This window comes from Lysinibacillus sp. BSL11 (assembly GCF_052928325.1).
On record NZ_JAVGCX010000003.1, the window covers coordinates 47,748 to 61,528 of the forward strand.

Genomic DNA, 13,781 nt, shown 5'->3' on the forward strand with positions numbered 1-13,781 from the left:
CAGAGGAAGCGTTTACTATTGGAAACGGATATCAATAATAAAGGAATAAACATGCGATTTTTTATAGTAAGAATTTAACGAGGGGAAGGAACTATTCATGACAACTTTTAATGATACACTTCTACGTGCTGCACGTGGAGAAAGGACCGCACATACACCAGTTTGGTATATGCGTCAGGCAGGACGTTCTCAGCCAGAATACCGTGCCATTAAAGAAAAGTATTCCTTAGAGGAAATTACACACCAACCTGAGCTATGTGCGTATGTCACTCGTCTACCTGTTGAGAATTACAATGTAGATGCTGCTATTTTATATAAAGATATTGTCACACCTCTCCCTGGAATTGGGATAGATGTGAAAATCAAGGCAGGTGTTGGTCCTGTTATTTCTAACCCTATTCGTTCAGTAGCGGATGTAGAAAAATTAGGTGAATTCAATGCTAAAGAGCATACACCATTTGTATTAGAGACAATCAAGTTACTTGCAGAAGAGCAATTAAATGTACCTCTAATCGGTTTTGCTGGAGCCCCATTCACACTTGCAAGCTACATGATTGAAGGTGGTCCTTCAAGAAACTATAATAAAACAAAATCATTTATGGTATCAGAACCTCAAGCTTGGTTTGCTTTAATGGATAAACTCGCTGACATGATTATTGCAGATGTAACGGCTCAAATTAAAGCTGGTGCAAAAGCTATCCAAGTGTTCGACTCATGGGTTGGAGCCTTAAATGTAGAGGATTACCGTGTATTTATTAAACCGATTATGACTCGTATTTTTGCAGAGTTGCAAAAAGAAAATGTACCATTAATTCAATTTGGAGTAGGTGCTAGCCATTTAGCAAAAGAATGGAATGATTTACCGATTGATGTTGTGGGCTTAGATTGGCGTTTACCGATTAAAGACGCACGTGCCAATGGTATTACCAAGCCTGTACAAGGAAACTTAGATCCATCTCTATTACTTGCAGATTGGTCAGTTATTGAAAAACGAACGAAAGATATTATTGATCAAGGACTAGAAATGCCAGGTCATATCTTTAATCTTGGTCATGGTGTTTTCCCAGAGGTTGACCCAGATGTCTTAAAACGTCTTACAACGCTTATTCATGAATATAGTGCTCAACAAATTCAAGCTCGTTCTTAATGGAAGTCAATCAAGCGTGAATAATATGTCCTTTTCTATATAGGAAATTTTAATTCCAATGTAGAAAAGGAGCTGTCCAGCAATTAAGATTGGGCAGCTTCTTTTTATCACATAATGTATGAAAAACATAAAACAATTTTAGAGGTGAAAAGGTAATGAAAGAAGTTAAAGGCTTACTAGTAATGGCATACGGAACACCTTATAAAGAAGAAGATATTGAACCTTACTATACGCATATTCGTCATGGACGTAAACCTTCTGCAGAGCATTTAGAAGATTTACGTAGCCGCTATGAAGCAATCGGTGGTTTATCCCCATTAGCTGCGGCAACACAAGCGCAAGCTGAAGCATTATGTACGCGTTTGAACGAAGTACAGGATGCTGTAGAATATAAATTGTTTATTGGTTTAAAACATATTCATCCATTTATAGAAGATGCAGTAGAGCAAATGGTGGCGGAGGGCATAAAAGAAGCGGTTTCTATTGTTTTAGCCCCTCACTTCTCTACTTTCTCAATTAAGTCTTATAATGGTCGTGCTGAAGAGGCTGCAGGAGGTCGCTTAAAGATTACTTCTGTGGAATCTTGGTATGACGAGCCAAAATTCATAGAGTATTGGAAACAACAAGTGAATGAGACATTTAATGCAATGACAGAAGAAGAACGGGAGACAGCTTGTCTAATTGTATCAGCACATTCATTGCCTGAAAAAATTAAAAACTTAGGTGATCCATATGAAGATCAACTAATTGAAACAGCTCGTCTTATTCAAACTGCGACAGGTTTAAAAAATGTAGAGGTTGGCTGGCAATCAGCAGGCCAAACACCAGAGCCTTGGATTGGTCCAGATGTTCAAGACTTAACACGTGAGCTATTCGAAGAAAAAGGCTTCCGTTCATTTGTTTATACACCAGTAGGTTTCGTAACAGAGCATTTAGAAGTGTTGTATGACAATGATTTTGAATGTAAAGTTGTTTGTGATGAACTTGGTGCAAAATACTATCGTCCAGCGATGCCAAATACACATCCTTTATTTATTGATGCGATGGTAGGGGCGATTCATAAAAAATTAAGCTAAGCGAAAAGAAAGTGATGATGTTGGTGACTCAGAAAAGACGAAAGGTAGTTGTCGTAGGCGGTGGCATTACAGGCCTTACAGCTGCGTTCTATATGCAAAAAGAAGCAAGCGCAAAAGAATTGCCATTAGATATCGTACTTGTCGAGTCGTCATTACGTCTTGGCGGAAAAATTCAAACTCTAAGAAAAGATGGCTTTATTATTGAGCGTGGGCCAGAATCTTTTTTTGATCGTGAAAACTATGTCCATGCTTTAGCAAAGGATCTCGGGATCGAACAGAAACTATTAACAAGTAATGCGGGTCCAAACTATGTAGCTGTTGGTAGTCAGTTATATACAATACCTAGTCATCTCCTATCTGGAGAGACACCACATATCTCTTCATTCATAACTTCAGGCTTGTTCTCACTTAGTGGTAAAGTTCGTGCGGTGGGGGACTTTTTTATTCCCCGTTCTACACAGAATGACGATCAACCGTTAGGCGCTTTTTTTAGAAGAAGATTTGGTGCGGAGATTGTGGAAAATCTAGTAGAGCCCCTACTAGCGGGTACATTTGCAGGGGATATTGAGCAGTTAAGTATGAGTTCAACCTTCCCGCAGCTTTATAGTTTAGAACAACAATATCGTAGTTTGCTGATTGGTATGAAGAAGTCAGGCACGAATTTCTTAAGCAATCATCACATAGCTGAAAATAAAGGTATCTTTCAAACCTTTAGCAATGGCCTTGAAACACTCATTGAAAGTATTGAAGAATCCTTAGTTCCGGGGACAGTGATGAAGGGTGTCAAAGTAGAGGAAATAGAGCATGGCAAGGATGGTTCAGTTCAGGTGATACTCAACAATTTTTCGCATATCAAAGCAGATGCTGTTATTATTGCCACCCCCTTTAATATGGCTGAAAAAATGTTTAGTAAGTTAAGTCTATTACATGAATTGGGCACAATGAAGGCTGCGACTATTGCAACCGTTACAATGGCCTTTAAAAAGGAACAACTCGGTGATTTAGACGCACTTTCTTTTTATGTCTCTCGAAATAGTGATTTTTCAATTACTTCCTGCACTTGGATGAATCGAAAATGGCCAGGTACTTCACCAGAGGATTATGTATTATTACGTAGTTATATTGGTCGAGTGGGCGATGAAGCGATTGTAGCGTTATCGGATACGGAGATCGAAAAAACCGTGCTACAGGATTTAGAGAAAACGATTGGTATCGATGGTGTACCTATCACAACTGTTGTAACACGTTGGAAAAATGCGATGCCACAATATACAGTTGGCCACGAGGCGAAAGTCCTTCGTATCAAGCAAGAATTACAAGAGCATTTTCCAACTGTAAAGCTTGCAGGAAGCTCGTTTGAAGGCATATCGATTCCAGAATGCGTACAGCAAGGTAAAAAGGTCGCCAATGAAGTATTAATGGAAATGTTCAAGTAATGCAAATCAGATAGTACAAACATTTATTATCAATGTTTGTACTATTTTTTATATTGTTACATGAAAAAGAAATAGCAAACCACAAAATAGTGGTTTGCTATTTCTACTAAAAGCTGTATTGCTTAATAATGTCCTAACTCTAAGAAATTCGATGACATGACCAAACAATACCACCAGAGTTAGCGCCGCCTAGTGTAAGAGAAATAGTCAATCCATTGGCCTCATAGAACAAATCGATTGTATCTCCAGCATTTAAATTCACTTCTCCTGCTAAAGTAATTGTGCCATTTCCCAGAACTGCGCGTAAAGTTAATACAAGTGCCACATTGACATTTAGTACAGGGAACAAGCCACTAATTAAATTAGTAGTAGCATTTTGTCTAATTGCAAATGAAGGGTTTATTCCTGCTCCTAAAGTAACGCTAATAGCCGCAGCAGTGGAGTAGTTAATGGTTGCTTCAAAGGAATACCTACCTGTAGTTGGTACAGTGAAAATACCAGTTGTTGGATTGAAAGCAGGTGTTGTAAAGTATGGTGAAGTAACACTCCAGTTAGTGATTGGAGTAGATCCACTAACAGCCAACGTGTTTTTAAAGGCAGAGAATCCTTCAGTAAACGCAGGCCCCGTAGCGCCAGTAGCCCCAGTAACGCCGGTTACCCCAGTAGAGCCAGTAACGCCAGTAGCCCCAGTAACGCCGGTTACCCCAGTAGAGCCAGTAGAGCCAGTAACGCCGGTAGCCCCAGTAGAGCCAGTAACGCCGGTTACCCCAGTAGAGCCAGTAACGCCGGTAGCCCCAGTAGAGCCAGTAGCGCCGGTTACCCCAGTAGAGCCAGTAACGCCGGTAGCCCCAGCAACGCCAGTAGCGCCAGTAGCCCCGGTTACACCCGTAGAGCCGATAGCGCCAGTAGCCCCGGTTACACCCGTAGAGCCGATAGCGCCAGTAGCCCCGGTTACACCCGTAGAGCCGATAGCGCCAGTAGCGCCGGTTACACCCGTAGAGCCGATAGCGCCAGTAGCGCCGGTTACACCCGTAGAGCCGATAGCGCCAGTAGCCCCGGTTACACCCGTAGAGCCGATAGCGCCAGTAGCGCCGGTCTCACCCGTAGCGCCAGTAACGCCGGTAGCGCCAGTAGCGCCAGTAACGCCGGTAGCGCCAGTAGCGCCAGTAGCCCCAGCAACACCAGCAACACCAGTAGCGCCGGTCTCACCCGTAGAACCAGTAGCGCCAGTAGCGCCAGTAACGCCGGTAGCGCCGGTAGCGCCGGTCTCACCCGTAGAACCAGTAGCGCCAGTAACGCCGGTAGCGCCGGTAGCGCCAGTAGCGCCAGTAGCGCCAGTAACGCCGGTAGCGCCAGTAGCGCCAGTAGCGCCAGTAGCGCCAATAGCGCCAGTAGCCCCAGTAGCCCCAGCAACGCCAGTAACACCAATAAAGCCAGTAGCCCCAGTAGCCCCAGTTACACCAATAGAACCAGTAGCGCCAGTAACACCAGTAGCGCCAGTAGCCCCGGTCACACCAGTAGCGCCAGTAGCCCCAGTAACCCCAGTAACACCAGTAGCGCCAGTAGGCCCAGTCTCACCCGTAGAACCAGTAACGCCGATAGCCCCCGTAGAGCCAGTAGGTCCGATTGCGCCAGTCACGCCAGTAGCCCCAGCAACGCCGGTAGCGCCAGTAGCGCCAGTAGCGCCAGTAGAACCAGTAGCGCCGGTAACGCCAGTAGCGCCAGTCACACCTGTACTACCAGTAGGTCCAGTTATCCCCCCAGTCGGTCCTGTAGGTTTCACTGGCCAAATTGGACAACTTGGAATTGGACCAGTTTTACAACAACAAGGAAATGAATGACACTTACTGCAAACTCTATCAATAAAATTTCCAAAATGCATAATCTCACCTCCTCTCTCAAATATCGTATTCTGATAAATGATAAGGGAGGTAGACACATAACTATTATTTACTTGTAAATAGAGAGTTATTTATAGATTCGTTGCAACTGTATTTAAGATAAATGGATGTTTATCCTGCGAATAGAAGATGAATCTTTTTAGATGGTAATTGATATTTTTTAAGAGTCATTTTGATTGATTGTTAAAATACGCTTGAAATATTCTTTATTGTGTAGAATTTTGGGGTCATTCGGAATAAACGAGCCTGCTAATTCATTATGGGCATGGGCTAGTTCATATTGTTGTAAGCGATCGTAAAGAACACAGAGCTGCAAGTGGGGTAGCCATGTAGAAAAGCTTTTGTTTTGAAAGGGGGCATTTGGCTTCTGTTTAATAACCAGAGCTTGCTCATACCAAAATATAGCTTCGTAATTTCTGGATTGTTCCATAAAGTGATAACCTAGGCGACAGCAGGCTTCTGGGCGGGGGATATCGTATTCAAAGCTTCGTATTATAGCACTGAAATTGTTTTCTTTATCGTTTAAATGAGAATAGCAATCTGCTAATTTTAAGCAGGCACGAATATTATCTTCAATCCATCCTAATTTGGACGTTAAAAATAATTCATAATAATAAATAGCTTCCTCAAACAGGCCATGATCTACTAATTCATTAGCAAAATAAAATGTATCACGTGGTGATAGTGTTTCTCCCGTTTCAATCAGTTGTCTATAAATCGTAATATTGCGAGAGTGATCATGGGTTAACGGTAAATGGCTAACAGCAACATCACTATCAAACAACATACCACTCACTTCTAAATATTCATGAACTGCGCCAATCCATTGAAATTGCTTTTCTCTTCTGACAAGGCGATATCTTCTTATTAATGCATCTGCGTTTCCCTCATGATCGAAACTTAAATGATAATTCATAGAAACAGCATCAATGTCGGAAGTAAGAGATGCTTTGAGTGCCTTGAATTTTTGGCGGTCTTCCTCTAAAAAAACATCGTCAGCATCAAGCCAGAGGATATATTCTTTTGTTGCTTGTTGAAAGGAAAAGTTTCGTGCTGCTGCAAAGTGATGTATCCATGTAAAATCAAAAATTCGGTCTGTATATTGTGCAACCACTTGCTTTGTACTATCTGTTGATCCCGTATCAACAATATTAATTTCATCTACTATATCTTTGACAGACTCAAGACATCGACCAATAACATCTTCTTCATTTTTTACAATCATACATAAGCTAATGGATATCATACTCTATTCCTCCTTACCATTATCTTTGTAATATATGTAAGGACGGAATTATTGGTTGGATGATTGAACTGTTAGAAGAATTGCGAGTCGGATATGTGAAATGTATTTTCATGGTTTGTCATAAATTTACCTTCCAAGTTTCACCCGAATTTCACAATTGTGAAGTATAGTAAAGGGGCAGAGGTGATAAAGTTGAAAAAATGGGCATTCTTCATTTTTTCGTTACTACAAATTATATGGTTAGCGGGTTGCGCTGAAAAGTCATATGAACCCATTGAAAGGGAACGAAGTTTTATAGCTTCATTAAACATACAAGAGCCATCATTAGATTTTATTGATGAGGATGGGAATTTGCTTGCGACATGGTTATTTGATAAGGCTTATTCAGGGGCCATACTATTAGGAGATGACCAAGTTTTATTATATGGACACCAATTAAATAACATCGATGTCTATACAATATCCACCGGAGAAAAGCTCTATTCAAAAAAAGTAGAGATTGGTACGACCAATGTATACTACGATGACAACATCAAGCAATTTTTTATCACGAATAGTAAAACCAATACAGTGACAAGCTTTGATCAAGAAGGCAATCAGCTAGCTTCACAACAACTTGGCAATTATCCAATGTCAATGACATCGTATAGGGATAAACTATATGTGATTAATTTTAAAGATACAAAGTTATCTGTGTTAAATATGAAGGATTTAACGATTGAGCAAGAGTGGCCAATTCAAAAATCTGCTCATGGAATAGCTGTTCTAGAAGAAACACATGAGCTATGGGTAGGCGGTCATGGGGAAGGAAGTAAGCCAAATAGTTCTGTTAAAAAATATGATTTGACTACAGGTCAACTGCATGGCGAGATTGACATGCCTTTGATGCCAGTAGGATTAAAAAAGACCAAAGATGCCGTTCTTGTGGTAAGTCATGGTCACAACGAGTTATATGTGGCTGACTTTGATGGCCATATCAAGTGGCAGCAAGAGGTTGGGGCAAATCCCTTTGTAGTGGATCAATTTAAAGATTATATTGTTGTCGCTGGCTATGATGATCACACATTGTATTTTATAAAAGATGGCCAGAAGGAAAAAACAGTTGATGTAGGGAAAGGTGCTTTTCAGCTGTTAGTAAGGGAGGATCAATGATGACAACTGTATTAATAGTTGATGATGAGCAGGATATGCGTAATTTAATTGAAATGATGCTCAATAACTCTGATATAGAGACATTTACTGCCGCTAGTGGAACTGAGGCTTACGACGTAATAGTGCGTGAAAATATAGATTTAGTATTACTTGATGTAATGATGCCACATGAGGATGGTTTTGTTGTTTGTCAAAGTATTCGGGCTATGTCCAATGTGCCGATTATTTTTTTAACTGCACGTGATGCGAATGAGGATAAAGTGAAAGGTCTTACACTTGGTGGAGATGATTATATTGTTAAGCCATTTACACATGATGAACTCGTAGCCAGAATTTATGCTGTATTAAGACGAAGTGGTGCAAATATTACAGAACTACAGCAAAAGTACGTAATTTTTGGCTCTATTAAAATAGATGAAATAGCACGAAAAGTATCCGTTGATGGAAAGAGTATTCCACTTACTTTAAAGGAATTTGAACTCTTACACTTATTTATGAAAAATCCAGGAAACGCCTATTCGAGAGAGCAATTATTAGAACGCATTTGGGATATTGATTATGTTGGTGGAACACGCACGGTAGATACACATATTAAAACTTTACGAATAAAGCTTGGAAAGGATGCGGCTTCGCATATTCAAACCGTTTGGGGTGTGGGCTACCGCTTTGATCCTGGCGAATGAAAAAAATTGCCACGCGCATTTGGTTGTTAATTTTTGCTTTTTTAATTATTACTGTCGTCTTTATGTATGTTCTCACAAATTTTTTATATCAACGTTTATATGTACAAGATACAGAAGATACAATGGTCGAAGTTGGTTTGAAGCTACAAACAATGTATGACAATGGCAAGGTAACGGATGAATTTATTGCAGATATTGAAGAATTTAATGATTATTCCAATTTGAATATATTTGCGGTAAGGAATCCTCGTGAATTAAGCGCCTGTGTTCCATTTGATATCGATTATGAGACATTGATTGGTCCTGAGGAAAGACAAAAGTTATTAGCAGGAAAATATGTGCAAAAAATTGGGTACGAGCCTCGTTTTGATCGACAACTTATTTCGGTGGTTGTACCACTTGTTGATCAAAATCGATTAGAAGGTATTATTTATATTTATTTCCCATTGGCCAAAATTAGTGAGTTGGCAAATAGTGGCGTTATTTTATTGTTTATTAGTGCCTTCATATTTTTAGTAGTTGTTAGCTATTTAATTTATAAAGGTATTCGACATATTATGCGACCATTAAACGATTTACAGCTTGCAGTAGAGCAGATGTCCTATGGGAATTATGAGACTCGTGTACCTGTCAATTCACGAGATGAAATCGGTAAATTATCTAGTACCTTTAATAAGATGGCAGAGGCAATTCAGCAAGAGGATGAAGCACAAAAAACATTCTTGGCAACAGTCTCGCATGAATTACGAACACCGATTAGCTATGTAAAGGGCTATAGCGAAGCCATGCAAAATGGTATCATCACAGAAGGTCAAAAAGAAGAAACCATTCAGCTAATCGTCCGTGAGGCCAATCGCATGGAACGCTTAACAAACGAATTACTTCAACTGGCAAGAACAGAAAATGAACAAACTGAAATTGATTTATATCCAATTCCGTTAGGTGAAACATTACGAGAGGTTCAAAAAATCTTAACGCATCAAGCAAATAAAAAGAACATAACTTTATATTTAGATGTAGATGATGCTCTAATTATTGAAGCGGATGAGGTAAAATTAAAACAAATTTTTATTAACATTATTGAAAATGCGATTAATTACTCGCATGAAAATTCTAAGGTGGAAATTGTTGCTGCTGAAAAGGCTGGTAGTGCAAAAATTACCATTAGGGATTATGGAATTGGTATTCCTGCGGAGGATTTAACCCATGTCACTGAACGATTTTATCGTGTTAACAAAGCTCGAAGTCGTGCGGACGGTGGTAGCGGACTAGGTTTATCGATTGTTGAACAGTTATTAAAACAGTTACAGGGAACGTTGGAAATTGAAAGTGTTGTTGAAAAAGGCACATCCGTGAAGATACGGTTGCCATTAATGGAGGATTAAAAGATGAAAAAGTGGTTATTTGCGCTAATAGCAGTCCCTACATTATTAGTAGGATGTGGAGAAAAAAAAGAGGCATTGCCAGAACCAGAAGTACCACAGATCCCAGAAGTTGAAATTTTAACACCAAAAGAAGTAGCACTCAATGAAACGATTGAGCTTGCAGCACATGTTGAACAAGGTGGAAAAAATGTCGATGATGCTGTAGTAGAATTTGAAGTTTGGGAATCAGGAAAACGTGATGAAGGACAAATGATTGATGGGAAATTAGAGCAAGACGGTGTTTATAAAGCAACGACTACTTTTGATCATGATGGTGTGTATTATATGTATGCACATACAACAGCTAACGGTGTTCATAATATGCCAAAGCAACAAATTATTGCTGGAAGCCCTGATATGACAAAGGTTGTCCCAGAAGATGAAAAAGCCAATAACAGCATGGATAATAACATGATGGATCATAATAATGACTCTTCAAATGATATGGATCATGAGGAAGAGAAAAAAGATGAAAAAAATCATCATTAAAGGCTTGCAATTTTTTTGAAATAGGAATATGATAATGACCAGATGACCGAAATGGTTTTCTGGTCATTTTTATTAAAGTGTACGAGAGATGTACATAACCTAACTAGAAAGGATGTTACTAATGGATCGTAGGCAGGAAATTCTTGAAGCAGCTGCAAAATCTTTTACATTGTTTGGCTACAAGGCAACAACAATGGAGCAAGTGGCGAAAATTGCCAATGTCGGTAAAGGTACGATTTATACATTCTTTGCAAATAAAGAAATTTTATTTCAAGAGATCGCAATGTCACTTGTACGAGAGATGAAAGCGGAAGCAGATGCAGTGTTGGATGCATCGGCAAGCTTTATGGATAATGCGCATAATGCTTTAATGAAAATGCTACAGTTCCGAGAAAAACATCTTTTATTTGCAAAGCTAATCGAGGAAGAAAAAGAATTACGAACACCAGCAGTTAAACAGGTGCTACTACGTATCGAGACTGAAATCTTATCGTATGTCGCAGAATTAATACAACGACGTATTAACAAAGGTGAAATTAGAGAGTGTGATGCGGAGCTAGTTAGTTACTTATTGCTGAAGGCATATCTTGCTTTTGTTGTCGATTGGCATGAGTTACACGGTGATGTAATCCCTGAAGAAAAGATACTTAATCTTTTTAAGGAAACAATCTTTCGAGGTTTGATTCTCACTTGATTCGACAAAATACAGCTGTATAAGTATTGAATTGAATCAAGTGCTCTTTTTGCAATATTATTGAGGTTGCTTATTTTTTTGAATGAAAATGACCAAATGACGTTTTCGGTCAAATAGTTTAGGAGTGAGGAAATTATATGATTAAAGCTGAGTGGCTGAAGATCTTTAAAACAAGAAAAATGCTTGTTTCAATCATTGCTGTATTATTTATTCCAGTAATGTATGCGGGTATGTTTTTATGGGCGTTTTGGGATCCTTATGCAGGGCTTCCTAATCTTCCAGTAGCTGTTGTTAATGAGGATACTGGTGCTGAGATGGATGGCGTTAAATTAGACTTGGGGGATACCTTGGTCGATAAATTGATAGATAGCGAGCAATTTAACTTTATAGAAGTTTCAAAAGATGAAGCTGAAAAAGGCTTAAATAGTCGTGACTATTATATGATTTTAGAAATTCCAACAAATTTCTCTGAACATGCAACAACACTATTAGATGACAAACCATCTAAATTAGTAATGAACTACATTCCAAACGAGGGATTGAACTTCCTTGGTGCTCAAATAGGTGAGACAGCAATGGATCGTGTACGCGCTGAAGTAAATTCTCAAGTATCAGCGACTTATGCTGAAAAATTATTTGATTCAATTGCAACACTTGGTGATGGCTTTACAGAAGCAGCAGATGGCTCAAATAAGCTAGATGAGGGTGCACAAAAAGTAGCGGATGGTGCAAAAGATTTAAAAGGATATTTGGAGCAACTAGCATCGAGCACAGTTGAACTATCAAATGGTACTGATAAATTAACAAAAGGTGCGGGAGATGCCGCAAAAGGCGCGAATGACTTATCTAGTGGTTTAGTCAAACTACAAGATGGTACTGTTCAATTACAACAAGGTGCACAGCAAGCTGCAAATGGAGCAACGAGCCTTGAACAGGGGATATCACAATATACACAAGGTGTTGCAAAAGTTGGTGCTGGTTTAAACACTTTAAACGACAAACAACAGCAAATTAGTGCAGGTGCAGCATCTATTGCTGAGAACGCTGGTGCATTGAATGGTGCAGCAACCCAATTAACAGCGGGATCTGCAAAAGTAGAGGCAGGCATTACAGCCCTATCAAATCAATTACAAACGATGATGGCTTCAATGCCTGAAGAACAAGCAGCAGCATTAAAACAAACATTAGCGGAACTACAGGCAGGTAGTGCTAGTGTGCATAACGGTTTAACATCTTTATCAGCTGGTACAGAAAAATTACAAGCTGGTGCCAATCAAGTAAGCTCTGGTGCAACTCAAATTGCAGCAGGTCAAGCAGAAGTGCTAGCTGGTGCGAATGCATTAACAGCTAAAAGTAATGCTTTATTGGAGGGTGCAAAAGGTCTACAAGCAGGTAATGCTACATTAGCTGCAAAATTAGGTGAACTACATGCAGGTGTGAATACAGCTGTAACAGGTTCAAAAACATTAGCATCTGGATTAAATGAATTAGCGAATGGTACAACAACATTAAATCAAGGTACTTCGACACTTGCTTCAAAATCTGGTGAGCTAGCACAAGGATCTGCAACACTTGCAGATGGTTCTACAGAGCTTGCAGATGGTACAGCTACTTTATCTGGTAAATTAGGTGAGGCTAGTGAAAAAGCAAATGAAGTCAAAGCAAATCAAGACACGTATGATATGGTAGGTAGTCCAGTTGAAGTTGAAAAAGAGTCTGTAAACCATGTTCCTAACTATGGTACAGGTTTTGCACCGTACTTTATTTCTCTAGGTTTATTCGTAGGTGCATTATTAATTTCAATTGTGTTCCCACTTGTTGAGCCTGCTATTCGTCCTAAAAACGGGGCATCTTGGTTTACAAGTAAAGTGACTGTACTAGCAGTCGTAGGTTTAGTGCAAACATTACTAACAGTAGTTATTGTCAAATGGGGTCTAGGACTCGAAGTGAATAACATGGGCTACTTTATTTTAACAGCCTTATTAACAAGCTATGTATTTTTAGCCTTAATTCAAATGCTTGTTTCGATCTTTGGTGACCCTGGTCGTTTCATGGCAATAGTTGTACTAATTTTACAATTAACAACAAGTGCAGGTACATTCCCATTAGAATTAATACCTTCACCATTACAAGTATTTAACAAGCTATTACCGATGACATATACAGTTCAAGCATTTAAATCCAGTATTTCTACTGGTGATACATCATTCTTAATGCAAAACTATGGTGTTCTAGCTGGTTTCTTAGTAGCATTCTTAGCAATCACATTTGGTTACTTCATGCTACTGCACAATAAACGTTACTCTAAAGTAGCTGAAGAAAACTAATCATGAAGCACTCACCCAATGTAGGTGAGTGCTTTGTTGTTCATAGGGGTTATGTAATAATTCTTCCGCCTCAAAAGACATAAATAAAAACAAAGCGATCTATAGAAATTTTATGAAAAAAGAGTTTGAATTTGCATTGAAGGCTATTTACTTTTCAGTGGGCGAGTAGCGAGCTGCTCCCTCTGGACGCTGGCAGAACAGAAATC

11 protein-coding genes are annotated in these 13,781 nt (G+C 39.4%); 9 read left to right on the forward strand and 2 right to left on the reverse strand.

What is annotated here, in order from left to right; all coding sequences use genetic code 11:
- Positions 1-97: 97 nt before the first annotated feature.
- From hemE to hemY, 3 genes are all read left to right on the forward strand, one after another.
- Positions 98-1,147 carry a uroporphyrinogen decarboxylase gene (hemE, locus tag RCJ95_RS04530; protein ID WP_048391738.1) on the forward strand — a complete coding sequence of 350 codons (1,050 nt, stop codon included), beginning with the start codon at positions 98-100 and terminating at the stop codon, positions 1,145-1,147.
- Positions 1,148-1,302: 155 nt separating this feature from the next.
- Positions 1,303-2,223, forward strand: coding sequence for a ferrochelatase (hemH, locus tag RCJ95_RS04535; RefSeq protein ID WP_257520521.1), 921 nt, complete (start codon positions 1,303-1,305; stop codon positions 2,221-2,223).
- 14 nt (positions 2,224-2,237) lie between these two features.
- The gene (hemY, locus tag RCJ95_RS04540; RefSeq protein ID WP_221681393.1) at positions 2,238-3,659 is read left to right on the forward strand and encodes a protoporphyrinogen oxidase; all 1,422 of its coding nucleotides are present in this window, start codon (positions 2,238-2,240) and stop codon (positions 3,657-3,659) included.
- Between the two features lie 139 nt (positions 3,660-3,798).
- Here hemY and RCJ95_RS04545 read toward each other — a convergent pair whose 3' ends face one another.
- Together RCJ95_RS04545 and RCJ95_RS04550 are read right to left on the reverse strand one after the other, a co-directional pair.
- Positions 3,799-5,541 (reverse strand): beta strand repeat-containing protein, encoded by a 1,743-nt coding sequence (locus RCJ95_RS04545; RefSeq protein ID WP_446721948.1) that lies wholly within the window; start codon positions 5,539-5,541, stop codon positions 3,799-3,801.
- 179 nt (positions 5,542-5,720) lie between these two features.
- Entirely contained in the window at positions 5,721-6,806 is a 1,086-nt protein-coding gene (locus RCJ95_RS04550) for a glycosyltransferase family 2 protein (protein ID WP_312128483.1), read from the reverse strand.
- 183 nt (positions 6,807-6,989) lie between these two features.
- On the opposite strand from RCJ95_RS04550, the gene RCJ95_RS04555 reads away from it, so the two are divergent.
- From RCJ95_RS04555 to RCJ95_RS04580, 6 genes are all read left to right on the forward strand, one after another.
- Positions 6,990-7,958 carry a YncE family protein gene (locus RCJ95_RS04555; RefSeq protein ID WP_446721949.1) on the forward strand — a complete coding sequence of 323 codons (969 nt, stop codon included), beginning with the start codon at positions 6,990-6,992 and terminating at the stop codon, positions 7,956-7,958.
- Positions 7,958-8,641 (forward strand): response regulator transcription factor, encoded by a 684-nt coding sequence (locus RCJ95_RS04560; RefSeq protein ID WP_004230448.1) that lies wholly within the window; start codon positions 7,958-7,960, stop codon positions 8,639-8,641. The genes RCJ95_RS04555 and RCJ95_RS04560 overlap by 1 nt, the downstream gene beginning before the upstream one ends.
- Positions 8,638-10,026, forward strand: coding sequence for a sensor histidine kinase (locus RCJ95_RS04565; RefSeq protein WP_274770162.1), 1,389 nt, complete (start codon positions 8,638-8,640; stop codon positions 10,024-10,026). The genes RCJ95_RS04560 and RCJ95_RS04565 overlap by 4 nt, the downstream gene beginning before the upstream one ends.
- Before the next feature lie 3 nt (positions 10,027-10,029).
- Entirely contained in the window at positions 10,030-10,554 is a 525-nt protein-coding gene (locus tag RCJ95_RS04570) for a FixH family protein (RefSeq protein WP_221681161.1), read from the forward strand.
- Between the two features lie 121 nt (positions 10,555-10,675).
- Positions 10,676-11,248, forward strand: a complete 573-nt coding sequence (locus RCJ95_RS04575) for a TetR/AcrR family transcriptional regulator (protein WP_009373269.1) — start codon at positions 10,676-10,678, stop codon at positions 11,246-11,248.
- 137 nt (positions 11,249-11,385) lie between these two features.
- Positions 11,386-13,575: a YhgE/Pip domain-containing protein gene (locus RCJ95_RS04580; RefSeq protein WP_221681162.1), complete on the forward strand. Its 2,190-nt coding sequence runs from the start codon at positions 11,386-11,388 to the stop codon at positions 13,573-13,575.
- Positions 13,576-13,781 lie beyond the last annotated feature (206 nt).

What these genes read in the sequence shown, in the direction of transcription:
- hemE (WP_048391738.1), top strand. Translation starts at nt 98, where the DNA reads ATGACAACTTTTAATGATACACTTCTACGTGCTGCACGTGGAGAAAGG.
- hemH (WP_257520521.1), top strand. Translation starts at nt 1,303, where the DNA reads ATGAAAGAAGTTAAAGGCTTACTAGTAATGGCATACGGAACACCTTAT.
- hemY (WP_221681393.1), top strand. Translation starts at nt 2,238, where the DNA reads ATGATGTTGGTGACTCAGAAAAGACGAAAGGTAGTTGTCGTAGGCGGT.
- RCJ95_RS04545 (WP_446721948.1), bottom strand. Translation starts at nt 5,541, where the DNA reads ATGCATTTTGGAAATTTTATTGATAGAGTTTGCAGTAAGTGTCATTCA.
- RCJ95_RS04550 (WP_312128483.1), bottom strand. Translation starts at nt 6,806, where the DNA reads ATGATATCCATTAGCTTATGTATGATTGTAAAAAATGAAGAAGATGTT.
- RCJ95_RS04560 (WP_004230448.1), top strand. Translation starts at nt 7,958, where the DNA reads ATGACAACTGTATTAATAGTTGATGATGAGCAGGATATGCGTAATTTA.
- RCJ95_RS04565 (WP_274770162.1), top strand. Translation starts at nt 8,638, where the DNA reads ATGAAAAAAATTGCCACGCGCATTTGGTTGTTAATTTTTGCTTTTTTA.
- RCJ95_RS04570 (WP_221681161.1), top strand. Translation starts at nt 10,030, where the DNA reads ATGAAAAAGTGGTTATTTGCGCTAATAGCAGTCCCTACATTATTAGTA.
- RCJ95_RS04575 (WP_009373269.1), top strand. Translation starts at nt 10,676, where the DNA reads ATGGATCGTAGGCAGGAAATTCTTGAAGCAGCTGCAAAATCTTTTACA.
- RCJ95_RS04580 (WP_221681162.1), top strand. Translation starts at nt 11,386, where the DNA reads ATGATTAAAGCTGAGTGGCTGAAGATCTTTAAAACAAGAAAAATGCTT.